At 73.5% G+C, this 25,395-nt stretch carries 27 protein-coding genes; 17 read left to right on the forward strand and 10 right to left on the reverse strand.

The window, feature by feature from the left end; all coding sequences use genetic code 11:
• Positions 1-216 precede the first annotated feature (216 nt).
• The 3 genes from arc to DMP15_RS15685 all read left to right on the forward strand — a co-directional run bounded on the left by arc (position 217) and on the right by DMP15_RS15685 (position 2,793).
• Positions 217-2,037, forward strand: a complete 1,821-nt coding sequence (gene arc, locus DMP15_RS15675) for a proteasome ATPase (RefSeq protein WP_073574821.1) — start codon at positions 217-219, stop codon at positions 2,035-2,037.
• 156 nt (positions 2,038-2,193) lie between these two features.
• A complete protein-coding gene (locus tag DMP15_RS15680; RefSeq protein WP_167379050.1) occupies positions 2,194-2,340 on the forward strand; it encodes a hypothetical protein in 147 nt (48 codons plus the stop codon).
• Between the two features lie 54 nt (positions 2,341-2,394).
• On the forward strand, positions 2,395-2,793 hold the full coding sequence (locus tag DMP15_RS15685; RefSeq protein ID WP_073574822.1) for a VOC family protein: 399 nt from the start codon (positions 2,395-2,397) through the stop codon (positions 2,791-2,793).
• A gap of 26 nt (positions 2,794-2,819) precedes the next feature.
• On the opposite strand, the gene DMP15_RS15690 is transcribed toward DMP15_RS15685, so the two are convergent.
• Complete coding sequence (locus DMP15_RS15690) at positions 2,820-3,569, reverse strand: helix-turn-helix domain-containing protein (protein WP_217266867.1); 750 nt, start codon at positions 3,567-3,569, stop codon at positions 2,820-2,822.
• A gap of 74 nt (positions 3,570-3,643) precedes the next feature.
• On the reverse strand, positions 3,644-4,201 hold the full coding sequence (locus tag DMP15_RS15695) for a YceI family protein (protein ID WP_062395132.1): 558 nt from the start codon (positions 4,199-4,201) through the stop codon (positions 3,644-3,646).
• 91 nt (positions 4,202-4,292) lie between these two features.
• Between DMP15_RS15695 and DMP15_RS15700 the strand changes: the two genes are divergently transcribed.
• A complete protein-coding gene (locus DMP15_RS15700) occupies positions 4,293-4,811 on the forward strand; it encodes a MarR family winged helix-turn-helix transcriptional regulator (protein WP_062395129.1) in 519 nt (172 codons plus the stop codon).
• 9 nt (positions 4,812-4,820) lie between these two features.
• Positions 4,821-6,224: a dihydrolipoyl dehydrogenase gene (gene lpdA, locus DMP15_RS15705; protein ID WP_073574823.1), complete on the forward strand. Its 1,404-nt coding sequence runs from the start codon at positions 4,821-4,823 to the stop codon at positions 6,222-6,224.
• A 100-nt stretch (positions 6,225-6,324) separates the two neighbouring features.
• Here the strand turns inward: lpdA and DMP15_RS15710 are convergent, their stop codons facing one another.
• Positions 6,325-6,516 carry a hypothetical protein gene (locus DMP15_RS15710; RefSeq protein WP_073574824.1) on the reverse strand — a complete coding sequence of 64 codons (192 nt, stop codon included), beginning with the start codon at positions 6,514-6,516 and terminating at the stop codon, positions 6,325-6,327.
• Positions 6,517-6,683: 167 nt separating this feature from the next.
• Positions 6,684-7,241: an NUDIX hydrolase gene (locus DMP15_RS15715; protein WP_073574825.1), complete on the reverse strand. Its 558-nt coding sequence runs from the start codon at positions 7,239-7,241 to the stop codon at positions 6,684-6,686.
• 109 nt (positions 7,242-7,350) lie between these two features.
• On the opposite strand from DMP15_RS15715, the gene dop reads away from it, so the two are divergent.
• The 5 genes from dop (at position 7,351) to DMP15_RS15740 (ending at position 11,586) form a co-directional block, all read left to right on the forward strand.
• Positions 7,351-8,859, forward strand: a complete 1,509-nt coding sequence (gene dop, locus DMP15_RS15720) for a depupylase/deamidase Dop (protein ID WP_073575316.1) — start codon at positions 7,351-7,353, stop codon at positions 8,857-8,859.
• Between the two features lie 106 nt (positions 8,860-8,965).
• Complete coding sequence (locus DMP15_RS15725) at positions 8,966-9,163, forward strand: ubiquitin-like protein Pup (protein ID WP_020626587.1); 198 nt, start codon at positions 8,966-8,968, stop codon at positions 9,161-9,163.
• 164 nt (positions 9,164-9,327) lie between these two features.
• Positions 9,328-10,215: a proteasome subunit beta gene (gene prcB, locus DMP15_RS15730; protein WP_083658245.1), complete on the forward strand. Its 888-nt coding sequence runs from the start codon at positions 9,328-9,330 to the stop codon at positions 10,213-10,215.
• A gap of 40 nt (positions 10,216-10,255) precedes the next feature.
• Positions 10,256-11,071 (forward strand): proteasome subunit alpha, encoded by an 816-nt coding sequence (gene prcA / locus DMP15_RS15735; RefSeq protein WP_073574826.1) that lies wholly within the window; start codon positions 10,256-10,258, stop codon positions 11,069-11,071.
• A 35-nt stretch (positions 11,072-11,106) separates the two neighbouring features.
• The gene (locus DMP15_RS15740; protein WP_073574827.1) at positions 11,107-11,586 is read left to right on the forward strand and encodes a hypothetical protein; all 480 of its coding nucleotides are present in this window, start codon (positions 11,107-11,109) and stop codon (positions 11,584-11,586) included.
• A gap of 6 nt (positions 11,587-11,592) precedes the next feature.
• On the opposite strand, the gene DMP15_RS15745 is transcribed toward DMP15_RS15740, so the two are convergent.
• Positions 11,593-12,102: a copper chaperone PCu(A)C gene (locus DMP15_RS15745; protein ID WP_139282739.1), complete on the reverse strand. Its 510-nt coding sequence runs from the start codon at positions 12,100-12,102 to the stop codon at positions 11,593-11,595.
• A gap of 89 nt (positions 12,103-12,191) precedes the next feature.
• Between DMP15_RS15745 and DMP15_RS15750 the strand changes: the two genes are divergently transcribed.
• Positions 12,192-13,217, forward strand: a complete 1,026-nt coding sequence (locus DMP15_RS15750) for an LLM class flavin-dependent oxidoreductase (protein WP_073574829.1) — start codon at positions 12,192-12,194, stop codon at positions 13,215-13,217.
• Positions 13,218-13,302: 85 nt separating this feature from the next.
• On the opposite strand, the gene DMP15_RS15755 is transcribed toward DMP15_RS15750, so the two are convergent.
• Positions 13,303-14,250, reverse strand: a complete 948-nt coding sequence (locus DMP15_RS15755; RefSeq protein WP_073574830.1) for a LysR family transcriptional regulator — start codon at positions 14,248-14,250, stop codon at positions 13,303-13,305.
• Positions 14,251-14,323: 73 nt separating this feature from the next.
• Here DMP15_RS15755 and DMP15_RS15760 point away from each other — a divergent pair, with 73 nt between their 5' ends.
• A complete protein-coding gene (locus DMP15_RS15760) occupies positions 14,324-15,280 on the forward strand; it encodes an EamA family transporter (RefSeq protein WP_073574831.1) in 957 nt (318 codons plus the stop codon).
• Between the two features lie 14 nt (positions 15,281-15,294).
• Here DMP15_RS15760 and fdhD read toward each other — a convergent pair whose 3' ends face one another.
• Positions 15,295-16,122: a formate dehydrogenase accessory sulfurtransferase FdhD gene (fdhD, locus tag DMP15_RS15765; protein WP_073574832.1), complete on the reverse strand. Its 828-nt coding sequence runs from the start codon at positions 16,120-16,122 to the stop codon at positions 15,295-15,297.
• 90 nt (positions 16,123-16,212) lie between these two features.
• Between fdhD and mobA the strand changes: the two genes are divergently transcribed.
• From mobA to DMP15_RS15785, 4 genes are all read left to right on the forward strand, one after another.
• Positions 16,213-16,962, forward strand: coding sequence for a molybdenum cofactor guanylyltransferase (gene mobA, locus DMP15_RS15770; protein WP_304580097.1), 750 nt, complete (start codon positions 16,213-16,215; stop codon positions 16,960-16,962).
• 62 nt (positions 16,963-17,024) lie between these two features.
• Positions 17,025-18,950, forward strand: coding sequence for a molybdopterin oxidoreductase family protein (locus DMP15_RS15775; protein WP_253068159.1), 1,926 nt, complete (start codon positions 17,025-17,027; stop codon positions 18,948-18,950).
• Positions 18,951-20,837: an NAD(P)H-dependent oxidoreductase subunit E gene (locus DMP15_RS15780; protein ID WP_073574836.1), complete on the forward strand. Its 1,887-nt coding sequence runs from the start codon at positions 18,951-18,953 to the stop codon at positions 20,835-20,837. It begins immediately after the preceding gene.
• Positions 20,834-22,027, forward strand: coding sequence for a 2Fe-2S iron-sulfur cluster-binding protein (locus DMP15_RS15785; protein ID WP_246352622.1), 1,194 nt, complete (start codon positions 20,834-20,836; stop codon positions 22,025-22,027). Before DMP15_RS15780 ends, DMP15_RS15785 begins: the two co-directional genes overlap by 4 nt.
• Here the strand turns inward: DMP15_RS15785 and DMP15_RS15790 are convergent.
• Both DMP15_RS15790 and DMP15_RS15795 read right to left on the reverse strand, forming a co-directional pair.
• The gene (locus DMP15_RS15790) at positions 21,978-22,580 is read right to left on the reverse strand and encodes a TetR family transcriptional regulator (protein ID WP_161152273.1); all 603 of its coding nucleotides are present in this window, start codon (positions 22,578-22,580) and stop codon (positions 21,978-21,980) included. The genes DMP15_RS15785 and DMP15_RS15790 overlap by 50 nt on opposite strands.
• A gap of 11 nt (positions 22,581-22,591) precedes the next feature.
• Positions 22,592-23,137, reverse strand: a complete 546-nt coding sequence (locus DMP15_RS15795) for a pyridoxamine 5'-phosphate oxidase family protein (RefSeq protein WP_161152272.1) — start codon at positions 23,135-23,137, stop codon at positions 22,592-22,594.
• A gap of 96 nt (positions 23,138-23,233) precedes the next feature.
• On the opposite strand from DMP15_RS15795, the gene DMP15_RS15800 reads away from it, so the two are divergent.
• Positions 23,234-24,145 (forward strand): SDR family oxidoreductase, encoded by a 912-nt coding sequence (locus DMP15_RS15800; RefSeq protein WP_179759840.1) that lies wholly within the window; start codon positions 23,234-23,236, stop codon positions 24,143-24,145.
• Between the two features lie 3 nt (positions 24,146-24,148).
• Here the strand turns inward: DMP15_RS15800 and DMP15_RS15805 are convergent, their stop codons facing one another.
• Positions 24,149-25,381, reverse strand: coding sequence for an MFS transporter (locus DMP15_RS15805; RefSeq protein WP_301548884.1), 1,233 nt, complete (start codon positions 25,379-25,381; stop codon positions 24,149-24,151).
• Between the last annotated feature and the right edge of the window lie 14 nt (positions 25,382-25,395).

Raw genomic sequence — 25,395 nt, forward strand, 5'->3', positions numbered from 1 at the left:
CTGTCCGGTTTCGACCGGATCGCCACCGCGACGCGCCGGACCGCGGAACGAGAACGTTACGAACTACCCTCCGTGTGGACGTGGCGGTGACGCCCGTGAAGCCGCAGAGTGACCACATGGTGCCGACCGGCTGAGGCCCGGATCACCGGTTCGACGCACCGTCGCGGTCACCCGTCACGGGTACCGTGGTGAGACGGAACACGGAGGGAGGCTGCCGTGAACCACCCCTACGACGACGGTCCCGGCAACCAGGGTTTCCAGTCTGACCGCGACCTCAGCCCCGCTGAGGCCGCCGAGCACATCCGTCACCTCGAGCACGAGATCTCCTCGCTACGTCAACGGCTGACCGAGACGCCCCGGCACGCCCGAGTGCTGGAACAGCGGCTCGCCGAGACCACGAGCCGGCTCTCCGCGCTCAACGCTCGGAACGAGAAGCTGACCGAGACCCTCAAGGAGGCCCGCGGCCAGCTGGTCGCACTCCGCGAGGAGGTCGACCGGCTCGCGCAGCCGCCGTCCGGCTACGGGGTGTTCCTGGGCCGGTACGACGACGACACGGTCGACGTCTTCACCTCCGGCCGCCGGATGCGGGTCCCCGTGTCCCCGGCGGTCGAGGGCGAGACGCTGCGCAGCGGTCAGTCCGTCCGGCTCAACGAGGCGCTCACCGTGGTCGAGGCCATGGGCTTCGAGCAGGTCGGTGACCTCTACTCGCTGCGGGAGATCATCTCCCGTCCGGGTGAGGACGGCTCGGCCGGTCGCGGCCTGGTCGTCGGCCACTCCGACGAGGAGCGCGTCGTCTGGCTGGCGGCGCCGCTGTTCGAGCTCGGACAGGAGGAGGGCACCAGCCCGCTCAAGTCCGGCGACTCGGTCATGGTCGACTCGCGGGCGGGCTACGCCTACGAACGGGTCGCCAAGGCCGAGGTCGAGGACCTCGTGCTCGAGGAGGTCCCGGACATCGCCTACTCCGACATCGGCGGCCTGTCCCGGCAGATCGAGCAGATCCAGGACGCGGTCGAGCTGCCGTTCCTGCACACCGAGCTGTTCACCCAGTACGAGCTGCGTCCGCCCAAGGGCGTGCTGCTCTACGGGCCGCCCGGCTGCGGGAAGACGCTCATCGCGAAGGCCGTCGCGAACTCGCTGGCGAAGAAGATCGCCAAGCAGCGGGGCGACGACCCGGACGAGGGGCGCGCGTTCTTCCTCAACATCAAGGGCCCCGAGCTGCTCAACAAGTTCGTCGGCGAGACCGAGCGGCACATCCGGCTGATCTTCCAGCGCGCGCGGGAGAAGGCGAGCGCCGGCACCCCGGTGATCGTGTTCTTCGACGAGATGGACTCGATCTTCCGGACCCGTGGCTCGGGTGTGTCCTCCGACGTGGAGACGACGATCGTCCCCCAGCTCCTCGCCGAGATCGACGGCGTCGAGGGCCTGGAGAACGTCATCGTCATCGGTGCCTCGAACCGTGAGGACATGATCGACCCGGCGATCCTGCGGCCGGGACGGCTCGACGTGAAGATCAAGATCGAGCGTCCGGACGCCGAGGGCGCGAAGGACATCTTCTCGAAGTACCTGACCGAGACGCTGCCCATCCACGCCGACGACGTCGCCGAGTTCGGCGGCAGCCGCAAGGCCTGCGTGGACGGGATGATCCAGCGGGTCACCGAGCGGATGTACGACGAGTCCGAGGAGAACCGGTTCCTGGAGGTCACCTACGCCAACGGCGACAAGGAGACGCTCTACTTCAAGGACTTCAACTCCGGTGCGATGATCCAGAACATCGTCGACCGCGGGAAGAAGTCCGCGATCAAGGCGGTGCTCGAGTCCGGCCAGCCGGGGCTGCGGGTCCAGCATCTGCTGGACGCGATCGTCGACGAGTTCGCCGAGAACGAGGATCTCCCGAACACGACCAACCCCGACGACTGGGCGCGGATCTCGGGGAAGAAGGGGGAGCGGATCGTCTACATCCGCACCCTGGTCACCGGCAAGAACGACGCCACCGGCCGCGCGATCGACACCGCGTCGAACACCGGCCAGTACCTGTAGGCAGGCTCCGCACGCACGGGCCCCGCCGCATCCTGCGGCGGGGCCCGTCGTGTGTCCGGGGATCGTCACCCGGTGGAATGATGTCCGGACGAAACGGGCATCCTGTGCACGGAGCCGTGCACGTCCGTGTCGCGGCCCGCCACCACGGAGGTCCTCATGGCCGGCATCATCGGGCGCATCAGCGCATTCCTGAAGAGCCCGCAGGGGCGTCGCTACAGCGACCAGGCCAAGCGGATGGCGAGCGATCCGCGCAACCGCCGGCGGGCGCAGGACATGCTGCGTCGCTTCCGCGGCAAGCGCTGACCGGAGTCCGATCCGTTCACGACGCCGGGCTGCCCGCGGCCTAGCGTGGTGGGCATGGACACCTCGATCGGCGCCGAGCTCGACATGATCGGCATCGTGGTCACCGACATGACCCGCTCGCTGGCCTTCTATCGCCTGCTGGGGCTGGAGTTCCCCGAGGGCTCCGAGACCGAGGCGCACGTGGAGACCACGCTGCGCGGCGGCGTGCGCCTGGCCCTGGACCTGCAGTCGATGGTGGAGGGCTTCCACCCGGGTGTCACCCCGGACGGCCACGGCCGGGTCGGGCTGGCGTTCCGGCTGCCGACCGCCGCGGCCGTCGACGACGCCTGGCGCCGGGTCACCGCGGCCGGTCACACCTCGGTGCTGGACCCGTTCGACGCGCCGTGGGGGCAGCGCTACGCCACCGTCGCCGACCCCGACGGCTCATCGCTGGACCTGTTCGCCTGGACCTGACCTCGCACACGTTCCCCCGACGTCGCCTACCCCGCAGTGGCTGCGACGTCGGGGGAAGCCGTGCGAGGTGCGAGGGACGCCGGCGACACGCCGGCGAGTGCGCGGACCTCGCGGGACAGGTGGGGCTGGTCGGCGTAGCCGGTGCGGGCGGCGACCGCGGCGGGGGAGACGCCGTCGTACAGCAGCGCGGCCGCGGCCCGGAAGCGCAGCACCCGCCGTGCGACGGCCGGTCCGTACCCGAGGGTGGCGACGCAGCGGCGGTGCAGGGTGCGTCCGGTGACGCCGAGCCGGTCGGCCAGCTCCGCGGCGGACATGCCCCCTGCCAGGGCGCGCAGCGCGGGGTGGGGGAGTCGGGTCGGCGTCCGGTCGTCCACGGCCGCCGCGTGCAGGGCGAGGGCCAGCCGGGCGAGCCACGCGCCGTCGCCGTCGTCGCCGGCGGGGGTGGGCCGGAGCAGCCGACGCCGGCCGGGGTCGAGCACGTCGGCGAGCGGGACCCGGCGGTCGCGCAGCTCGTCGGCCGGGACGCCGAGCAGGGCCGGGAGGGCGCCGGGCCGGAAGCGCAGACCGGTGGTCACGCCGCCCGCGGGCGAGGCGGCGAGGTGTGCCGTGGTGTCGGGGCCCGCGACGACCAGCCGGTCCCCGGACAGGAGCAGGTCCATGCAGCCGTCGGGGAGCACCCGCTGGGTGTGCGGCGCGGTACCGGCGTGCGCCCGCCAGGTCACCTCGACGACCGCGCGCAGCGGTCCGGCGGGGGCCGTCTCGGAGTAGCTGCGCACGGCACCAGCCTACGGACGCGGCACGGCCCCGGTGCCGGCGTCGCCGGTCCGGGGCCGTGGCTGCGGGCGCGGGGTCAGGAGGCGCGCAGGACCGCCTGGATCTCCAGCTCGACGCCGACCTTCTCGCTGACGACGACGCCGCCGCCGTCCATCGGCAGCTCGATGTCGACACCGAACTCCGACCGCTTGACGGTGGTCTTCGCGGTGAACCCGGCGCGGGTGCCGCCCCAGGCGTCGGGGCCGAAGCCGTTCAGCTCGAGGTCCAGCTCGACGGGCTTGGTGACGCCCTTGAGGGTCAGGTCGCCGGTGAGCACGTAGTCCTCACCCTTCGCGGCGATCCCGGTGGACCGGAAGGTCCACTCCGGGTACTTCTCGACCTCGAAGAAGTCGGCGGAGCGGATGTGGCCGTCGCGCTGGTCGTTGCCGGTGGTGATCGAGGAGGCGTCGATGGTGGCGGTGACTGTGGAGTCCTCGAGCCGCTCCGCGGTCACGAGCTCGCCGGAGACCTTCTCGAAGCGGCCACGGACCTTGCTGACCATCATGTGACGGACGACGAACGCCACGTCGGAGTGCACCGGGTCGATGTCCCAGGTGCCGACGACGTAGCCGGGGATGGTGGTGGCAGCGGTCATGGTGGTGACTCCTCGGGATAGTTGAACTCTCACTTGTTGAGAGCGATACTAGGTTCAACGAATGCCACGCCCCAATGTTTCGGAGGGTGCTATGAGTCACACACGCTGGCTGGACGACGAGGAGCAGCGCACCTGGCGCGCCTTCCTGGCCGCGCAGCGGCTGGTCTCGGAGAAGGTGGAGCGACGCCTGCAGGCCGGGGCGGGGATGCCCCAGGCGTACTACGAGATCCTGGTCCGGCTCTCCGAGGCGCCGGACCGCACGCTGCGGATGAGCGTCCTCGCGGACTCCGCGCTGTCCTCGCGCAGCCGGGTGTCGCACGCGGTGGCCCGGATGGAGGAGGCGGGCTGGATCGAGCGGCGGTCCTGTCCCACCGACCGGCGCGGTCAGCTGGCCCGGCTGACCGACCGCGGCTTCGAGGTGCTGGCCGGTGCGGCCCCGGACCACGTCGAGAGCGTCCGCGAGGCGGTGTTCGACGGGCTGACCCCGGCCCAGCAGGCCGGGCTGCGCGAGGCGTGCGAGGCGGTCGTCGCGCACCTGTCCGGTGGCGGGGAGTGGCCCGTGACCCGGGACTCGGGACCGGACGGCCCGGACCCGGCCCAGGCGTCCTAGGCTGGGCACATGCCTCATTTCGACGTCGTCGTACTCGGAGCCGGACCCGGTGGATACGTGGCGGCCATCCGTGCTGCCCAGCTCGGCCGCAGTGTGGCGGTGATCGAGGAGAAGTACTGGGGCGGTGTCTGTCTCAACGTGGGCTGCATCCCCTCCAAGGCGCTGCTGCGCAACGCCGAGATCGCGCACATCGTCACCAAGGAGCAGAAGACCTTCGGTCTGTCCGGTGAGGTGTCGCTCGACTTCGGCGCCGCCTTCGACCGCAGCCGTTCGGTCGCGGACGGGCGCGTCAAGGGCGTGCACTTCCTGATGAAGAAGAACAAGATCACCGAGCTCGACGGGTTCGGCCGGTTCACCAAGCCCGGCGAGATCGAGGTCGAGCTGTCGAAGGGCGGCAACGAGACCGTCACCTACGACGACGTGATCATCGCTGCGGGCTCCACCGTCAAGCTGCTGCCGGGCACCGAGCTGTCCGACCGCGTCGTGACCTACGAGGAGCAGATCCTCACCCGCGAGCTGCCGGAGAGCGTGATCATCGCCGGTGCCGGTGCGATCGGCGTCGAGTTCGCGTTCGTGCTGGCCAACTACGGCGTCGACGTCACCATCGTCGAGTACCTGGACCGGCTGCTCCCGCTCGAGGACGCGGACGTGTCCAAGGAGCTGCTCAAGGCCTACAAGAAGCTCGGCGTGACGGTGCGGACCTCCACGAAGGTCGAGTCCATCACCGACGACGGCAAGGGTGTCACCGTCTCGGTCTCCTCGTCCAAGGGCAGCGAGGACCTGCGCGCGGACAAGGTCGTGCAGGCGATCGGCTTCGCCCCGCGGGTCGACGGGTACGGCCTCGACAAGCTCGGCGTGAACCTCACCGAGCGCGGCGCCATCGAGATCGACGACTACATGCGCACCAGTGTGGAGCACGTCTACGCCATCGGTGACGTCACCGCGAAGCTCATGCTCGCCCACGTCGCCGAGGCGCAGGGCATCGTCGCCGCCGAGACCCTGGCGGGCGCCGAGACCCAGGAGCTGAACTACAAGATGATGCCGCGCGCGACCTTCTGCAACCCGCAGGTCGCGTCGTTCGGCTACACCGAGACCGAGGCCCGCGAGCTGGCCGACGAGAAGGGCTGGAAGGTCAACACCGCGACCTTCCCGTTCACCGCGAACGGCAAGGCGCACGGCATGGCCGAGCCCGCCGGCTTCGTCAAGCTGATCGCCGACGACACCTACGGCGAGCTGCTGGGTGGGCACATCATCGGCGCCGAGGCGACCGAGCTGCTGCCCGAGCTGACCCTGGCCCAGAAGTGGGACCTGACCGTCCACGAGATGGCGCGCAACGTGCACGCGCACCCGACCCTGTCGGAGTGCCTGCAGGAGGCGATCCACGGCCTGGCCGGCCACATGATCAACTTCTGATCACGGCCGCGACGGCCCGCATCCCGCTCGGGGTGCGGGCCGTCGCGCTGTCCGGCCCCGCCGCCGGGCCCACGGGAAGCCGCCGGCGGGGCGGGGAGGGTCAGGAGTGGCGGGAGTCCGGCTCGCGGCGGGCGGTGTGCTCGCGACGCGTGGTGGAGCCCGCGGCGCGCTGCTCGTGGCGCTCGGCGGCCAGTGCCGCCTCCACCGCGGCCTGCACGGCGGCGGTGTTGACGTCGGGATCGATCAGCCTGGCGGCGGCGAGGGAACGGGCCGAGACCGAGATGCTGACCATGGGTGACTCCTGGAACTGTCGCGTGGTGGGCGTGGTGGGCGTCGGGGAAGGCCCCACGCTGGGCCCTTCCCCGGGTGGCGTCGCGCGACCCGCCGGGTAGTGACCGATTCAGGTACCGATGTGGGTGACGTATGTTACCCACTGGTAAACGCGCTGGCCCGAGGACCCTAACGGACGAGGTCGGCCAGCAGCAGGCGGGTGACGTACAGGCCGTCGGGGACCCAGGCCCGGTCCGGCGCGCCGATCCGGGCCGCCAGCTCGTCGAGGGTCCACCAGCCGCCCTCGGCCACCTCAGAGGGCTGGTGGGTCACCGGGCCGTCGGAGAAGGCGCGGTAGACGTGCACGTGGGCCCGCAGACCGTCCGGGCCGGTGCCGGGCCCGGTGTCGACACCCAGCGCGGCGGCGTCGAAGGCGACCACGGCCAGCTTCTCCAGCGGCACGCCGGTGACGCCGAGCTCCTCGCCGAGCTCGCGGGCGGCGCACGCGTCGGGGGTCTCGCCCTCGTCGAGGACCCCGCCGGCGAGGCAGTCCCACATCCCGGCCATGACCAGCTTGGTGTCGGTACGACGGTGCACGTAGACCCGCGTGCCGTCGGCGGAGCGGAGCAGGACCGCCGTCGTGGCGTGCCACAGCGAGCGCGCGTAGACCTCGCCGCGCTCGGCGACGCCGGTGGGCGCGCCCCCGGCGTCGAAGACGGTGATGCGCTCACGTGCGGGATCGGTCACGCCACGATCATCCCGCCGGGCCGCGGTGCACCCCGACCGGGGGCGCGGACGGTTAGTCTCGTGCAATGCACTCTCGCGCAGGGGGCCGGTCGTGACGGCCCGCCGGATCATGGGCACCGAGGTGGAGTACGGCATCGCCGTGCCCGGTGACCCCACCGCGAACCCCGTCGTCACCTCGACGCAGGTGGTGCTGGCCTACGCCGCTGCGGCGGACGTGCCCCGCAACCGCCGGGCGCGCTGGGACTACGAGGTGGAGTCGCCGCTGCGCGACGCCCGGGGGTTCGACCTGTCGGCGCCGTCGCTGGCGCCGCAGCTCGACACCGACCTCGACGACCTCGGCGCGGCGAACGTCATCCTCACCAACGGCGCCCGGTTCTACGTCGACCACGCCCACCCGGAGTACTCCACTCCGGAGGTCCTGTCCCCGCGCGACATCGTGACCTGGGACAAGGCCGGCGAGCGGATCATGCTGGAGGCGGCGAACCGCGCAGCCACCGTGCCGGGCGCGCCGCGGATGCAGCTCTACAAGAACAACGTCGACGGCAAGGGCGCCAGCTACGGCTCCCACGAGAACTATCTGATGGCCCGGACGACGACGTTCCCGTCGATCGTCACCGGCCTCACCCCGTTCTTCGTGACCCGCCAGGTCGTCTGCGGCGCCGGCCGGGTCGGCCTCGGCCAGCAGGGTGACGAGGCCGGCTACCAGATCGCCCAGCGCTCGGACTACGTCGAGGTCGAGGTCGGCCTGGAGACCACGCTCAAGCGCGGGATCATCAACACCCGCGACGAGCCGCACGCCGACGCCGACAAGTACCGCCGCCTGCACGTCATCATCGGCGACGCGAACCTGTCCGAGATCTCGACGCTGCTCAAGGTCGGCACCACCGCCCTGGTCCTCGACATGATCGAGAAGGGGCGCTCGTTCGAGGACCTGCGCCTGGCCGAGCCGGTGAAGTCGGTCTCGCGGATCAGTCACGACCCGACGCTGCAGCGGACCGTCCCGCTGGCCGACGGTCGTCACCTCACCGCGGTGCAGATCCAGCAGGAGTACCTGGCCCGCGCGGTCGAGCACATGGAGCAGACCGTCTCCCCGCGCCGCGAGGAGTGGGACCCCGACACCCGCGAGGTCGTCGAGGAGTGGGAGTCGGTACTGGTCGACCTGGAGCGCGACCCGATGCTGACCGCCGACCGGCTCGACTGGACGGCCAAGCTCAAGCTGCTCGAGGCCTACCGCGAGCGCGACGGCCTGACCTGGGGGTCGGGCCGGCTCGGGATGGTCGACCTGCAGTACTCCGACGTGCGGCTGGCCAAGGGCCTCTACAACCGGCTCGTCACCCGCGGGTCGATGCGCCGGCTGGTCACCGAGGAGCAGGTCGCCGCGGCGATGACCGAGCCGCCCGAGGACACCCGCGCCTACTTCCGCGGTACCTGCATGGGCCGGTTCCCGGTCGAGGTCGCCGCCGCGTCCTGGGACTCGGTGATCTTCGACCTGGGCCGCGAGTCCCTGGTGCGGATCCCGACGCTGGAGCCGCTGCGCGGTACCCGCAAGCACGTGGGGGAGCTGTTCGAGGCGGTGTCGACGGCCGAGGAGCTGGTCGACAAGCTCACCGCCTCCTGAGCCCGCCCGCCGGGGGAGCGGATCACACGCCGCTGCGCAACAGGCGATTTTGTCGCCCCCGGTGGGTAGGGTGAACCTGCAGGCAACTCTGCGAGGAGGAGGCGTCATGTCCCAGGAGCAGACCAAGCGCCAGGGTGGCGGCGACGGAGACGACGAGTCCGGGGAGAACGCGTCCGGATCCGGTCAGGAGCGCCGCGAGAAGCTCGGTGAGGACGTCGACACCATCCTCGACGAGATCGACGACGTGCTGGAGGAGAACGCGGAGGACTTCGTGCGGTCCTACGTGCAGAAGGGCGGTGAGTGAGCCCCACGGGGCCACTCACCCTGCCGCACCCCGGCACCAGCAGTACCGTCCCGGCCGGGTCCGCACCTGCGGGCCCGGCCGTGCCGGAAGGGCCGCAGACCCCGCCGACGCGGGGGAGCGGGACCACCGGCGCACGCAGTTCGAACGAAAGGCACGTCCGAGAGATGGAGTTCCGGCCGTCGGTCACCTCCGGGCTGGTGCCCGGGCACCACACGGGTCAGCTCGGCACCTTCCTGACCGGGTCGCAGTCGTTCTCCGACTTCGTCGGCGGCGCGGCCCCGCACCTGCTCCCCGGCGCGGGCCTGGACCGGACAGCCGGTCCCGGCACCTCCGCCGACGCCCTGGGTGTCCCGCACGGCACCACGATCGTCGCGCTGCTGTTCTCCGGCGGCGTCGTGATCGCCGGTGACCGGCGCGCGACCGCGGGCAACGTGATCGCCCAGCGCGACATCGAGAAGGTGTTCGTCACCGACACCCATTCCGCCGTCGGCATCGCCGGCTCCGCGGGGATCGCGCTGGAGATGGTCCGGCTGTTCTCGGTCGACCTCGAGCACTACGAGAAGCTCGAGGGCGTCCCGCTCTCGCTCGACGGCAAGGCCAACAAGCTCGCCGGCATGGTCCGCCAGAACCTGGGCGCGGCGATGCAGGGCTTCGTCGTCGTCCCGCTGTTCGCGGGCTACGACACCGACGCCGCCGACCCGGCGCAGGCCGGCCGGATCGTCACCTTCGACCCCACCGGCGGCCGGTACGACGAGAACCTCGGCTTCCACGCCGTCGGGTCCGGCTCGGTGTTCGCGAAGTCGTCGCTGAAGAAGCTGCACGACCCGGCCGCGGACCTCGACGGCGCGGTGCGCACCGCGGTCGAGGCGCTCTACGACGCCGCGGACGACGACACCGCCACCGGTGGGCCGGACACGGTGCGGCGCATCTACCCGGTGGTCGTCGGCATCACCGCCGAGGGCGCCGTGCGCCGCGACGACGCCGAGATCGCCGCCGTCGTCGACCAGGTGATCGCCGGGCGCCGGGAGCGCCCCGGCGGTCCGGCCCGCTGACCCCCTCCCCGCACGAAGCACGAGCCTGGAGCGCCTCCCCATGACGATGCCGTTCTACTCCTCCGTCGACCAGCTGCTGCGCGACCGTTCCGAGCTGGCCCGCAAGGGCATCTCGCGCGGCCGCAGCGTGGTCGTGCTGACCTACGCCGGTGGCGTGCTGTTCGTCGCGGAGAACCGGTCGACGGCGCTGCACAAGGTCTCCGAGATCTACGACAAGATCGGCTTCGCCGCGGTCGGCCGGTACAACGAGTTCGAGAACCTGCGTACCGGCGGGATCCGGATGGCCGACTTCCGCGGGTTCACCTACGACCGGCGCGACGTGACCGGCCGGATGCTGGCCAACGCCTACGCCCAGGCGCTGGGCACCGCGTTCGTCGAGCAGCAGAAGCCCTTCGAGGTGGAGCTCTGCGTCGCCGAGGTGGGCGTCGAGGCCGCCGGGGACCAGCTGTACCGGATCACCTACGACGGGTCGATCACCGACGAGCCGCGGTTCGTCGTCATGGGCGGTCAGACCGAGCCGATCTCGCAGAAGCTGTCCGAGACCTACGAGCACGGGCTGGAGCTGGGCGCCGCGATCGAGGTCGCGCTCGGCGGGCTGCAGGTGCCCGGCGCGGACCCGGCCACGCCGGGCAACGGCGCGAACGCCCAGCCGCGGGTGCTCGGCGCCGAGGCGCTGGAGGTCGCGGTGCTCGACCGGACCCGGCCGCGGCGGACCTTCCGCCGTCTCGAGGGTGCGGCGCTGACCGACCTGCTGCCGACCGCGAACCGCGGCACCGAGGAGCCCGAGCCCGACGTGGCGGGTGGCGACGACACCCCCGCCGCCGGTGGGGCACTGGGCGGGGACGGGGCGTCCTGACCCGCTTCTCCGCGACCACCGCGTCCGAGGCCGTCGTGACGGCCTCGCGCGACGACGTCTGGCGCGTCCTGACCGATCCCGATGTGCTGCCGACGCTGACGCCGCTGCTCAACCGGATCGACGCCGACTCCGCGTGGGACGCGGCCGTCGACGGCTACGAGCTGTGGCGCTGGCACATGGTGCGGATCGCGGTGCTCGGGGTGGGCATCAAGCCGGTGTTCACCGAGCGGATGACCTTCGTCGAGGGCAAGCGGATCGAGTTCACCCACGCGCCGCCCACCGGGGTGACCGAGTGGGCGGGCGCGGAGGGCTACTACGCGCTGAGCGACGCGGACCCGGAGCCGGACGGCTCGCCGGCGACGCACCTGGAGATCTCGCTGACCGTCGACGTCGACATGCCGCTGTCGCGGCTCGCGGCGCCGGTGGTCACCCGCACGATGAAGGCGACGATGGACGCGACAGGGGACCGGTTCGGGGCGAACCTGCTCCGCCGTCTCGGCGCCCGGGAGCGCTGAGCGAGCTCACCTGCCGTCGGGGTTGTCGACCGGCAGTTCCAGGGTCACGGACCCGGCCCGTTCGAAGGTCAGGGTGACCGGGTAGGTCGGGCCGACCGACAGGGCCTGGCGCAGGTCGTCGAGGGTCACCGCGGCCCGGGTGACCGACGCCGCGCCGGCGGGGACGGCGGACCCGGTGTCACCCACCAGCAGCGTCGCGCCGCCGAGCAGGGACTGCTCGCCGCTGACGTCGACGTCCTCGGCCAGTGGGGAGCTCGCGGAGACCAGCCGGTCGGCGGCGTCGCCGTTGTTGACCGCGACGAGGCGCAGCCCGACGTCGGAGCCCGCGGGGTGGGCGATCCCGCCCTCGGCGTCGTCGGCGGGTGCGATGGCCGCGTCGCGGATGTCGATCGCGCCGATCGAGGTGGCCGCGTCGCCCGCGGTGCCCATCGGGTCGTCCAGGTCGATGGTGGGTGCGGCCGTGCCGCACCCCGTGAGCAGGAACAGGGCCAGCAGCGCGGGCGCGGTACGTCGCATGTGCCCGGGTTCCCCGTTCCGGGCCCCGTCCACGCACGGTCCGCCTCCGTGGCATGATGGTTGAAGAATCAACCATATTGGGGGAGCGGATGAGCGACATCGTCTTCGGCATGGACACCTTCGGCGACGTGCCGGTGGGCGACGACGGCACGCCGCTGTCGCACCCGCAGGCCATCCGCCAGGTCGTCGACGAGGTGGTGCTGGCCGACGGGGCCGGCGTCGACGTCGTCGCGCTGGGGGAGCACCACCGCCCCGAGTACGCCATCACCACCCCGGAGACGGTGCTCGCCGGGATCGCGACCCGCACCTCCCGGATCCGGCTGTCCTCCGGCGTCACCGTGCTCAGCTCGGACGACCCGGTGCGGGTGTACCAGCGCTTCGCCACCCTCGATGCGCTGTCCGACGGCCGTGCCGAGGTCATCGTGGGTCGCGGCTCGTTCACCGAGTCCTTCCCGCTGTTCGGCTACTCCATGAACGACTACGAGCAGCTGTTCGAGGAGAAGCTGGAGCTGTTCGTGCAGCTCCTCGACGAGAAGCCGGTGACATGGCGGGGCGCCACCCGCGCCGCGCTCGACGGCGTCGAGGTCTTCCCGACGACCGGCCGCCGGCTGCCCGTGTGGGTCGGTGTCGGCGGCTCGCCGGAGTCGGTGGTCCGCACCGCCCGCCACGACCTGGGCCTGATGCTCGCCATCATCGGCGGCCCGGCCGGACGGTTCGCGCCCTACGTCGACCTCTACCACCGCGCCGTCGAGCAGTTCGGGCACGCGGCGAAGCCGGTGGGCATGCACTCGCCGGGCTTCGTCGCCGACACCGACGAGGAGGCGAAGGAGATCTTCTTCGCCCCGTACAAGGCGCAGATGGACCGGATCGGCGCCCAGCGCGGCTGGCCGCCGCTGGACCGCGCCCGGTTCGAGGCCGAGGTCTCCGGCGGTGCGCTGCACGTCGGGTCCCCCGAGACGGTGGCCCGCCGCATCGCCGACTCGATCCGCTCGCTGGGCGCGCAGCGCTTCGACCTGATCTACACCGTCGGGCCGCAGCCGGTGTCGGCCCGGCTGCGCGCGGTCGAGCTGTACGGCACGCGGGTCATCCCGATGGTGCGCGACATGCTCGCCTGAACGGATCCACACCCGGTTCCGGGCTCCCACACCCGTTGCGACGGGTGTGGGAGGCGGCCAGGGGGTGTGGTTGCGGACGCGGGGGTCAGGCGGGGGAGATGCGGGCCGCCGCGGTGCGCAGGCCGTCGACGAGGGCGCGCAGGGCGGGGAGGTCGGCGTCGGACCCGCGGGTGGCCAGGACCAGGGAGCGGCCCGCAGCGGGCCGGCAGGACAGCAGGCGGACGCCGTCGTCGGCGGTGGCGGGGACCGGGCCGGTGCCTCCGGGCACCGCCGAGCCCGCCACCGCCATCGCCGGCACGAGCGCGACCGCGAGCCGCGCCCGGACGAGGGACAGCTGGGTGGAGAAGTCCCCGACCCGGTAGCGGATGTCGGGCTCGAACCCGGCGCTGCGCAGCAGCTGCAGCAGCGCCTCGTACGGCTCGGTCCCGATCGGGCCCGACGCCCACACCCGCCCGGCCAGGGTGCGCAGCGGCACCGGGTCGGGCCCGGTGAGCGGGTCGTCGGCGGGGACGGCGAGCATCGCGGGCTCGGTGGCCAGCGCGGTCACCCGGATCCCCGCGGGCAGCCGGGCCGGACGTTGGGTCCAGCTCTCCATGAGCACCGCGTCCAGGTCGCGGTTCTGCAGCGCGGGCAGCAGGTCGACGACCTCGCCGTCGTCGACGGTGGGGACCAGCCGGGGGTGCGCGGCGGCCAGTCCGTCGATGACCTCGGGCAGCAGTGTCCGCAGGGCGCTCGCGACCGAGCCGATCCGCAGGGGTCCGGCGGCGTCGTCGTGCAGGGCGGCGAGGTCGCGCTCGGCGCCGGCGACGGTCGCCGCCGCGGTGGCCGCGTGCCCGGCCAGCACGTGCCCGGCCGCGGTGAGCCGGATGCCCCGCCCGTCCGGTTCGACGAGCCGGGTGCCGGTCTCGCGTTCGAGCTTGCGCAGCTGCTGGGTCACCGCGGGTCCGGTGATGTGCAGCGCGGCCGCGGCGGCGCCGACCGAGCCGTGCTCGGCGACGGCGTCGAACACGCGAAGCCGGTCCCAGGAGATCACACAGCACAGCTTAGCGGTACCAGGTAGGAACAATCATTGGAGCTTCGCGGTTGCGGCGGGGATCGTGGATCGGGTGAACGTACGCACCACCCCCGATCCGCACTCCGCCCTCCTCCTCGTCGCCGGCGCCTCGGTCCTGGCCTGGACCGGCATCCTCGTCGCGCTCGCGGGCGCCGACCCGGCGACGGCGTCGGTCTGGCGGTGCGTGCTCGCCCTGGTCGTGCTGGGGCCGTGGGCACTGGCCGAGTACCGCCGCGCGGGCGGCCTCCCGCTCGCGACGGTCGGCTGGTCCCTGCTGTCCGGGGTGTTCCTGGGGACGGACTTCCTGCTGTGGACCCGCGCGGTGCTCGACGCGGGCGCCGGGATCGCGAACGTCGTGCTCAACATCCAGGTGCTGGCGCTGCCGCTGATCGCCTGGGTCGTCGCGGGGGAGCGGGTCCCGCGCCGGCTGGTCTACGCGGCGCCGCTGCTGCTGGGCGGCATCGCGCTGGCCGGCGGGGTGCTCGGCGCCGGGGTCGGCGGACCGGAGCCGGTGCGTGGTGCGGTGCTCGGCACCCTCGCCGGGGTCGCCTACGCCGGCTTCCTGCACCTGAACCGCTCGGTGTCGCGGGGCCGTCCGCGTCACCTGGTGACCCCGGTCGCGCTGGCGACCGTCGGGGCCGGGGTGACCTGCGGGATCGTCGGCGTCGCCGGGGGCGGGATCGTGGTCGCGCTGCCCGCGACGACGTGGGCCTGGCTGATCGTGCTGGCCCTGGCCGGGCAGGTGGTGTCCTGGGTGCTGATCGGGCGCGGCTCGGCCGGGCTGGCGCCGGGCACCGCGGGTGCGCTGCTGCTGGTGCACCCGGTGCTGTCGGTGGTGCTCGGCATGCTGGTGCTCGGGGAGACCCTGACCGCGTGGCAGGTCGCGGGCTGCGCGCTGGTGGTCGCCACCGTCGCCGCGCTGGTCGGCCCGGCCGGGACCGCGGGGCGGCTGCGCCGGGTGGTGGACCGGCACGAGCGGGCCTGGGCCACGCTCACGCCACGGGCCTGACGCACCTCCCGGCCCTACAGGTCGATGCGCTCGGCCCCGGTGTAGACGTTGCCGGTCCGCCCGCGCAGGAACCCGACCAGGGTCATCCCGGACTCCTCGGCCAGCTCGACGGCCAGCGACGACGGCGCCGACACCGCCGCGAGCATCGGCACCCCGGCCATCACGGCCTTCTGCACCAGTTCGAACGACGCCCGTCCCGACACCATCAGCACGGTGCCGGCGGCGGGCACGCGGCCGTCCATCACCATCCGGCCCAGCACCTTGTCCACCGCGTTGTGCCGGCCCACGTCCTCGCGGGCGGCGAGCAGGCCGCCGTCGGCGTCGAACAGGGCGGCGGCGTGCAGCCCGCCGGTGGAGCCGAACACCTTCTGGTGCTCGCGCAGCCGGTCGGGCAGCTCCAGCAGCAGCTCCCGGTCGATCCGCAGCGGGTCCGCCGCCGGGGAGTGGCGGGTCTTGAGCTTCACCGCGTCCAGCGAGGCCTTCCCGCACACCCCGCACGACGAGGTGGTGTAGAAGTTCCGCTCCACCGACGCGTCCGGCGGGGCGACGCCCTCGGCCAGGTCGACGTCGAGCACGTTGTAGGTGTTGCGGCCCTGCTCGTCGACCGAGTTGCAGTAGCGGGCCCCGGCCAGGTCCAGCCCGGAGCCGATCACACCCTCGGTCAGCAGGAACCCGTGCGCGAGCTCCACGTCGTGGCCCGGGGTGCGCATCGTCACCGACAGCGCCTTCCCCCCGACGCGCAGCTCCAGCGGCTCCTCGGCCACGAGGGTGTCCGGCCGCGAGCGGGTGCTGCCGTCCCCGTTGAGGTGCAGCACCGGGCGCCGCACGGTGAGCCGTCCCATTCCGATCCCCTCCCGCTGTCCACCCTCCAGGGTAGGAGGAGGATCGGCCACGTGCGCGGGTACGGGGGTCGTCGGCCGGGGGCGGGAATCGTGCCGGCGGGCGGTGCGTCCTCGCGGATGGGGACGGCGAAGGCGTCGCTGGACTGGCACGGGGCGGCGCTGCTGACCCGCACCGTCGCCGTACTGGGCCGGGCGGTGGACGGGCCGCTGGTCGTGGTGCGTGCCGCCGGGCAGGAGCTGCCGGAGCTGCCGCCGGGCACCGAGGTCGTCGACGACCCGGTACCCGGGCTCGGCCCGCTGCCCGCGATCGGCGCCGGGCTGGCCGCCGTCGCGGGCCGGGCGCAGGCGGCGTTCGTCGCGTCGGTCGACCTGCCGCTGCTGCACCCCGCCTTCGTCGCCCGCGTGCTGGATCTGCGCGGGGAGCACGACGTCGCGCTGCCCGAGGCGTTCGGGCACCACCAGCCGCTCGCCGCCGCCTACGCCACCGCACTCGCCCCGGTGATCGACGGGCTGACCGCGTCCGGGCAGGGCCGCCCGCCGTCGCTGTTCGACCGGGTCGCGGTCCGCCGGATCGGCGAGCAGACCCTGCGCAGCGACCCGGTGCTGGCCCGCCTCGACCCGGACCTGGCGTCGCTGACCAACGTCAACACCCCCGCCGAGCTGGCCGCGGCCCGGGCCCGCCCGCTGCCCGCGGTGCGGCTGGTCGAGGGGGGCGTGATCCGCACCGTCCGCGCCCGCACGGCGGGGGAGCTGGGGCGCCCGGTGGCCGTCGCGGGCGGGACGGGGCCGCTGCCGCCGTGGTTCCCGCTGGTGACCGGCGACGAGCTCGAAGGGGTGTGACGGGGGTCTCGACCTTGCTACGGTGCGGGGGCCGAAGGTCACCACCACCCCGGAGGTCGACGATGACCGCCACCCGCCCGCAGGGATCGCGCCGGGGCTTCCGCCCCCGCCACGTCCGCCTCACCGAGCCGCTGGTCCGCGAGAACGGGGTGCTGCGCCCGGCGTCCTGGGACGAGGCCCTCGACCGTGCCGCGGCCGGGTTCGCCGGTGTCCCGGGCGACCGCTTCGGCATGTTCAGCTGCTCCAAGGCGACGAACGAGATGAACTACGTCGCGCAGAAGTTCGCCCGGGCGGTGATGGGCAGCAACAACGTCGACAGCTGCAACCGCACTTGACACGCTCCCAGCGTCGTCGGTCTGACGGCAGTGTTCGGTGCCGGCGGCGGCACCTCCGCCTACGTCGAGGCGGAGAACGCCGACCTCCTCGTCCTGTGGGGCAGTAACGCCCGCGAGACGCACCCCATCTTCTTCCACCACGTGCTGCAGGGGATCCGCAAGGGCGCCCGGATGTTCTCGGTCGACCCGCGCCACACCTCCACCGCGCACTGGGCGGACTCGTGGCTCGGTCTCGACGTGGGCACCGACATCGCGCTGGCCAACGCAGTCGGCCGCGAGATCATCCACGCCGGACTGGTCAACCACGCGTTCGTCGAGCGCTCCACCACCGGGTTCGAGGACTACCGGGCCGCGGTGGAGCCGTACACGCTCGAGCGCGCCGAGGAGATCACCGGGGTCCCGGCGTCGTCGATCCGGGAGCTGGCGCACGCCTACGGCCGCGCCGACCGCGCCCAGATCTGCTGGACGCTGGGCATCACCGAGCACCACAACGCCGCCGACTACGTCTTCGCCCTGATCAACCTCGCGCTGCTGACCGGGCACGTCGGCCGCTACGGCTCCGGCCTGGTGCCGCTGCGCGGGCAGAACAACGTGCAGGGCGGCGGCGACATGGGCGCCATCCCGGCCAAGCTGCCCGGCGGCTACGACGTCGGCGACGCCGAGGCCCACGCCCGCTTCCACGCCGTCTACGGCGGCGCGGAGTTCCCCGACCGTCCCGGCAGGCACCTGTCGCAGATGTTCGAGGCGATGGAGGCCGGCCAGATGAGCGCGCTGTACTGCATCGGGGAGAACCCGGCCGAGTCCGAGGCCGACGCCACCCACGCCCGGCACCTGCTGTCCTCCCTCGACCACCTCGTCGTCCAGGACATCTTCCGCACCGCCACGGCCGAGCTCGCCGACGTCGTGCTGCCCGCCGCCGCGGACTGGTGCGAGTACGAGGGCACCGTCACCAACTCCGAGCGCCGCGTCCAGCGGGTCCGCAAGGCCCTCGACCCGCCGGGCCTGGCCCGTCCCGACACCCACATCATCTGCGGCGTCGCGCAGCGCCTCGGGCACGACTGGGGCGAGCCGACCGCCGAGCAGGTGTGGGACGAGCTGCGCTCGGTGTCGCTGAACTGGCACCACGGCATGAGCTACGACCGCCTCGACACCCTCGGCGGCATCCAGTGGCCCTGCCCCGCCGAGGACCACCCGGGCACCCCGCTGATGCACACCCGGCTGTGGGCCGACGACCCGGACGAGCGCGGCGCGCCGGCGCCGTTCACCCCGGTCGAGCACGTCCCACCGGCCGACGAGCTCACCGAGGAGTATCCGATCCGGCTCACCACCGTGCGGCTGCTCGACGCCTACAACTCGGGGGTGCAGACCGGCGGCTACGCCTCGCCGCTGCGCCGCCGCGAGTCGCTGCGCATCGACGCGGCCGACGCCGCCGCGCTCGGCATCACCGACGGCGACCGGGTGCGGGTCACCAGCCGTCGCGGCAGTGTCGAGGCGCCGGTGTGGGTCGACCGGTCGCTGCGGCCGGGGCTGGCGTCGTTCACCCCGCACTTCACCGAGCAGGTCGACGTCAACGTCCTCACCAACGACGCCTGGGACCCCAAGTCGGGGACCTCGGAGTTCAAGGCGACCGCGGTGCGGATCGAGAGGCTGTGAATGGATCTCCACATCTCCACCGCCGCACCGACCGCGGCCGAACGGGACACGATCGACGCCGCGTTCGGGTTGCTCGCCCCCACCGCCGCGGACGCCACCGCCGGGGACCGGCCGACCCGGTCGGCGCACGCCGGGCACGCCGCCCGCTCGCGGCGCCACCTCCTGCTGCCGCTGCTGCACGCGGTGCACGACGCGGCGGGCTGGCTGTCGGAGGGGTCGCTGAACCACGTCGCGCGGACGCTGCAGGTCCCGCCGGCCGAGGTGTACGGCGTCGCCACCTTCTACGCGATGTTCTCGGTGGAGCCGCGCGCCCCGCGGGTGGTGCACGTCTGCGACGACGTGGCGTGCGGCCCGTCCGGCGGCGAGGAGATCGTCGCGGCGCTGGAGCGCGACCTCGACGGCGGGCGCGCCTGCGTGGTGCGCAGCCCCTGCCTGGGACTGTGCGAGCGGGCACCCGCGGTGCTGCACCAGCGCGCGGGCGAACCCGACCTGTCCCAGGCCCCCGCGACCCCGCAGGCCGTCCTCGCCGCGGCGCACGCGCCCGCCGACCCGGCCGGGGAGCAGGCGGCCGACGCCGACCGGGCCTTCGCCGACACCACCGTCTCGGCCCCGCAGACCCGGACCGGGGAACACCTGCGGCTGCTGCGCCGGGTCGGCGTCGTCGACCCCACCTCGCTCGACGACTACCGCGCCCGCGGCGGCTACGCGGCCCTGCGCCGCGCGGTCCGCCTCGGCGCCACCCGGGTCATCGCCGAGCTGAAGGACGCCTCGCTCACCGGGCGCGGCGGCGCGGCGTTCCCCACCGGCGTCAAGTGGGAGGGTGTGGCGCAGTCCCCGGAGCGTCCGCACCACCTCGTCTGCAACGCCGACGAGTCCGAACCGGGCACCTTCAAGGACCGGGTGCTCATGGAGGGCGACCCGTTCGGGCTGGTCGAGGCCATGACGATCGCCGGCTACGTCACCGGCGCCACCGTCGGGCACCTCTACATCCGCGGCGAGTACCCGCTGGCGACCCGCCGGCTGCAGGACGCGATCGCCGCGGCCCGGGCGCGCGGCCACCTCGGCGACGACGTCATGGGGGAGGGCTTCGCCTTCGACATCGACCTGCGCCGCGGCGCGGGCGCCTACATCTGCGGTGAGGAGACCGCGCTGCTGGAGTCGATCGAGGGCTACCGCGGCGAGCCGCGGAACAAGCCGCCGTTCCCGGCCACCTCGGGGCTGTTCGGGAAGCCGACCGCGATCAACAACGTCGAGACCCTCTACAACGTGCTGGAGGTGCTCAACATCGGCGGCGGGGCCTTCGCCTCGGTCGGCGGGGGCCGGTCCACCGGGTCCAAGCTGTTCTGCGTCTCCGGTGCCGTCGGCGCCCCCGGGGTGTACGAGGTCGACTTCGGCACCACCCTGCGCGAGCTGCTCGACCTCGCCGGGGGCACCCGCGGCACGCTGCGCACCGTGCTGCTGGGCGGCGCCGCGGGCGGGTTCGTCCTCCCGCAGGACCTCGACGTGCCCCTCACCCTGGAGGGGGCCCGCGACATCGGCGCCACCCTCGGGTCCGGTGTCGTGCTCGTGTTCGACGACCGCGCCGACCTCACCGCCACCCTCCGCCGGATCGCGGCCTTCTTCCGCGACGAGTCCTGCGGGCAGTGCGTGCCGTGCCGGGTCGGGACGGTCCGCCAGGAGGAGGCACTGGCCCGGCTGGAACGCGGTGCCCCGCTCGGGTCGCGGGAGACCGAGCTGGCCCTGCTCGACGACCTCGCGCGGGTCATGCGCGACGCGTCGATCTGCGGGCTCGGGCAGACCGCGCCGTCGGCCGTCGCCTCCGCACTCGACCTGGGGCTGATCGCGGCGCCGTCGCACTCGTCGAACGGACACGGAGGGCGTCGATGACCACGACCAGCGGGAAGGGCCCGATGGGGCCGGGCGGCGGCTCGCGGGCACCCCGGGCCGGGGAGGTCGACGGCGCACCCGAGGCCGACGCGTCGTCCGGCGACGGCACCCCCGGCGGCGGCCCCGGCGCGGGCGAGGGCGTCGCCGCCCTGCACCGCACGAACGGGGCCGGCGCGGTCGGCGTGACCGTCGCCGACCCGGCGGGCTCCGGTCCCGGACCGGCCGAACGGCTCGCCGGCGGCCCGGTGATGCTCGGCGCGATCCGGCGCACCGTCACCGTCTCCCTGGACGGCACCGAGGTCCGTGTCCCGGAGGACGCGACGATCCTCGACGCCCTGCACCGCGAGGGTTCCCCCGCCCAGGCCGACACCCCCACCCTGTGCTGGGCGCCGAACATGGACCCGATCAACGCCTGCCGGGTCTGCGTGGTCGAGGTCGAGGGCTCCCGCGCGCTGGTGCCCTCCTGCGCGCGGCGCTGCGAGGACGGCATGGAGGTGCGGACCGACACCGACAAGGTCCGGCACAGCCGCCGGATGGTCCTCGAACTGCTGGCGTCGTCGGTGGACATGACCCAGGCGAGCGCCGACGTGGCGCGCTGGATGACCGACTACGGCGTCGACCCCGACCGCTACGGTCCGCCCGCGCCGCCGGCCGCGGCGGGGGAGCGCGACCGCCGCCACGCCGGGCACCACCCGGCCCCCGACGGCGCGACCCGGGCGACGGTCGCCCAGCCCGTGAAGATCGACAACGAACTCTACGTGCGGGACTACTCGCGGTGCATCATGTGCTACAAGTGCGTCAACGCCTGCGGGACCGACGCCCAGTTCACGTTCGCGATCGCCGCCGCGGGCCGCGGGTTCGACGCCCGCATCGCCACCGAGCACGACGTCGAGCTGCCCGGGTCGGCCTGCGTCTACTGCGGCAACTGCATCGGGGTCTGCCCGACCGGGGCGCTGAAGTCCGTCGCCGAGCACGACCGCCGCGAGGCAGGCGACTGGCACCCCGACGAGGAGACCGTCACGACGACGATCTGCTCGTTCTGCGGGGTCGGCTGCAACCTGGAGCTGCACGTGCAGCGGGGCGAGATCGTCAACGTCACCAGCCCGGCGGACCACTCGGTCACCCACGGGCACCTGTGCATCAAGGGCCGGTTCGGGTTCCGGCACGTGCAGAACCTGCCGGAGGCGTGAGCACCGCGGACACGAACCGGGTCAGCTCCCGCTCCACGTGCTCGGCCACCGGCAGCCGGGGGTCGAAGCTCCACCACAGCAGGGTGCCCTGCCAGTGGGTCGCCAGGAGCGCGCCGGCGCCGTCCGGGGCGCCCGGGGTGCCGGCCAGGCACGCGTCGAGGACGTCGGTGAGCGCCTGCCGCCAGGCGGCGCCCCGTCGTCGTACGTCGGGGTCGAGGAGGTCCTCGCGCAGGACCAGCAGCGCGTCGGCGTAGCTGTCGATCCCGCCGTACTGCCCCGACAGCCCGACCAGGAACGCGACGGCGCCCTCCGGCGTGCGCTCCGCCTCGGCCCCGCTCCGGGCGGTCTCGCGGTCGAGCCGGTCCCACGCGTGCAGCAGGGTCCGGCGCAGCAGGTCGGACTTCCCGCCGAAGCGCTGCACGAGCGTCGCCGGGGCGAGCCCGCTCGCCCCGGCGAGCGCGGCGAAGGTGAGCGCCTGCGGACCGCGGGCGTGCAGCACGTCGAGGGCGGCGTCGAGGACGTCCGCGTCGGGGACCTGCTTGCGACGGGGCACGGCTCACCCTCTCAGGCGGGCGGCGCCGTCGACGCCGCGGACCCGGCGAGGCCGGCCGGGTCGGGGCTGTAGGCGACCATCCAGGTCGGCTCGATCCGGTAGAAGACGACCTCGTCCCAGACGAACCCCTCCGGTCCGTAGCAGCGCTGCAGGTGGTCGAGGGTCGCGGGCCACCGGGGGTGCGCGGGCGCGCCGGCCGGGTTGAGCGGGTGCGCGGTCCCGTGCGTGAAGATCCCGAGGTCGTCGCCGCGCAGGTGGGCGGCGCTCACCGCGGGGCGGTCCGCGAGGTGACGTGCCTTCACGGCGCCGGGGTCGGTGCCGACGACCCACGCGCCGTGCAGGAAGTGTCCGTCCACACCACTGACCCGGGGTTCGCCGCGCCGCGTGGTGGTGGCCAGCGCCAGGGTGCAGATCCCGGTGGCGACCCGGACGAGCTGCTCGGCGGTCAGCGTCCGCTCCCCGGGGGTGACGATGCTGCGCAGGTGGTCCCCGGCTCCGGAGACGGAGGCGTCCAGCAGCCGCTGGAGGTCGGTGATCTCGGTGGTCGTCTCGAACATGCCGGCAGTCGGTCCCCTCGTCGGCTCGGATCGGCTCCGGCGAACATAACCGAATGCTCGTTTACAAACAATCCGGTCCCTGCGACGCTGGCCGGTATGACGGACCTGAGGGACAGGGTGGCGCTGGTGGCGGGCGCGACGCGCGGCGCCGGGCGGGGGATCGCGGTCGAGCTGGGCGCGGCCGGCGCGGTCGTGTACTGCACCGGCCGCAGTACCCGCGCGGCCCGGTCGGAGTACGACCGGCCGGAGACGATCGAGGACACCGCCGATCTCGTCACCGCCGCGGGCGGCACCGGCATCGCGGTGCCCACCGACCACCTCGACCCCGGGGCGGTCGGGGCGCTGGTGACGCGGGTCGAGCGCGACCACGGCCGGCTCGACGTGCTGGTCAACGACATCTGGGGCGGCGAGATGATGGTCGAGTGGGACGTCCCGGTCTGGGAGCACGACCTGGACAACGGGCTGCGCACGCTGCGCCTGGCGGTCGAGACCCACCTCGTCACCGCCCACCACGCCCTGGGGCTGCTCTCCCGCACACCCGGCGGCCTCGTCGTCGAGGTCACCGACGGCACCGAGGCCTACAACGCCGAGCACTACCGGCTCAACGTCTTCTACGACCTGGCCAAGATCGCGCCCATCCGGCTGGCCCGGTCCTGGGCGCACGAGCTGCGCGGGCACGGTGGGACCGCGGTCGCCGTCACCCCGGGCTGGCTGCGCTCGGAGATCATGCTGGAGCAGTTCGGGGTCACCGCCGACACCTGGCGTGACGCGTGCGTGGCCGAGCCGCACTTCGCGATCTCGGAGAGCCCGCGGTTCGTCGGCCGCGGGATCGCCGCGCTGGCCGCCGACCCCGACCGGCACCGCTGGAACGGCCGCTCCACCTCCTCGGGCGAGCTCGGGCGGGTCTACGGGGTCGACGACGTCGACGGGTCCCGGCCCGACGCCTGGCGCTACGTCACCGAGGTCCAGGACGCGGGACTGCCCGCCGACACGACCGGTTACCGGTGAGGCTCACACGGACGCGCGCGCGTCGCGCCGCTGGATGACCAGCAGCGCCGCCAGCGCCAGCAGCGCGAGCACCGCGGCCGCGACGCAGAACACGATCCCCGCGGTCCGCAGTCCCCACGCCTGGCTCGACGCCCCCAGCCCGACGACCGGCAGCGAGATCGCCACGTAGACCACCACGAAGTACGACGACGTCGTCCCCGCCCGCTGGTGGGCCTCCACCCGCGCGTTCACCGCGGCCAGGCCCTTGGAGAACGTCATGCCCTGACCGGCCCCGGCGACCACCGCGCCGGCCACCAGCTCGGCCATCGACCCCTGCGCCACCGACAGTGCGACGAGCGCGAGACCGGCCGCCAGCAGCACACAGCCCAGGGCAAGGACCCGCTCGGTGGGCGCGGTGCGGACCGCGAGCTGCGCGAGCACCGAGGCGCCCAGCAGCAGCAGCGACATCGCCCCGGCGACGGCATGGTTCGGGATCCCGATCAGGTCCGACACGATCCGCGGGGACAGCGCGGTGAACAGGCCCAGCACCGCGAACCCGGCGAACCCGGCCGTCGCCGCCGGCACGAACACGGCGCGCACCGCGGGCGGCACCTCGGGGACCTGCGGCCGCAAGGCCGGGTGCGCGGGCCGCCCGGTCACCGTCTCCGGGGCGCCCAGCACGAGCAGCCCGCACAGCGCGACGGCGACCGCGTGCACCGCGAAGGACAGGTGCAGCGGCGCGGGCAGGTACTCCACGGCCACCCCGGCGAGCGCCGCGCCCAGCCCGAGCCCGCCGATGTTCGCGACGGTCGCGACCGCGGCCCCGCGTTCGCGCCAGGACTCCGGCGCGGCCTCGATGACCGCGGCGGTCGCCGCCCCCGCGAAGATCCCGGCCGAGAAGCCGGACAGCAGCCGACCCACCAGCAGCACCCACACCGGACCCGCGACCAGGAACACCAGGCTCGACGCCAGCGACAGCGCCACCCCGGCCAGCAGCACCGGTCGCCGCCCCAGCTGGTCCGACCACCGGCCGGTGACCAGCAGCGCGGCGAGCACACCGACCGCGTAGAGCGCGAAGATCACGGTCTGGACGGTGGGGGAGAACCCGAGCTCGCGCTGGTAGAGCGCGTACATCGGGGTCGGCATCGTCGCCCCGAGCATGACCACGGCGAACGTCACGGCCAGGCAGGCGAAGGCGGCGGCCCGAGGCAGGCGGAGGATGGCGGGACCCCTTCCGGAGGACGTTGCACGGTGCACCGGCCATGATCGCA

The organism is Pseudonocardia sp. UM4_GMWB1, from assembly GCF_017312155.1.
GTDB lineage: Bacteria > Actinomycetota > Actinomycetes > Mycobacteriales > Pseudonocardiaceae > Pseudonocardia > Pseudonocardia alni.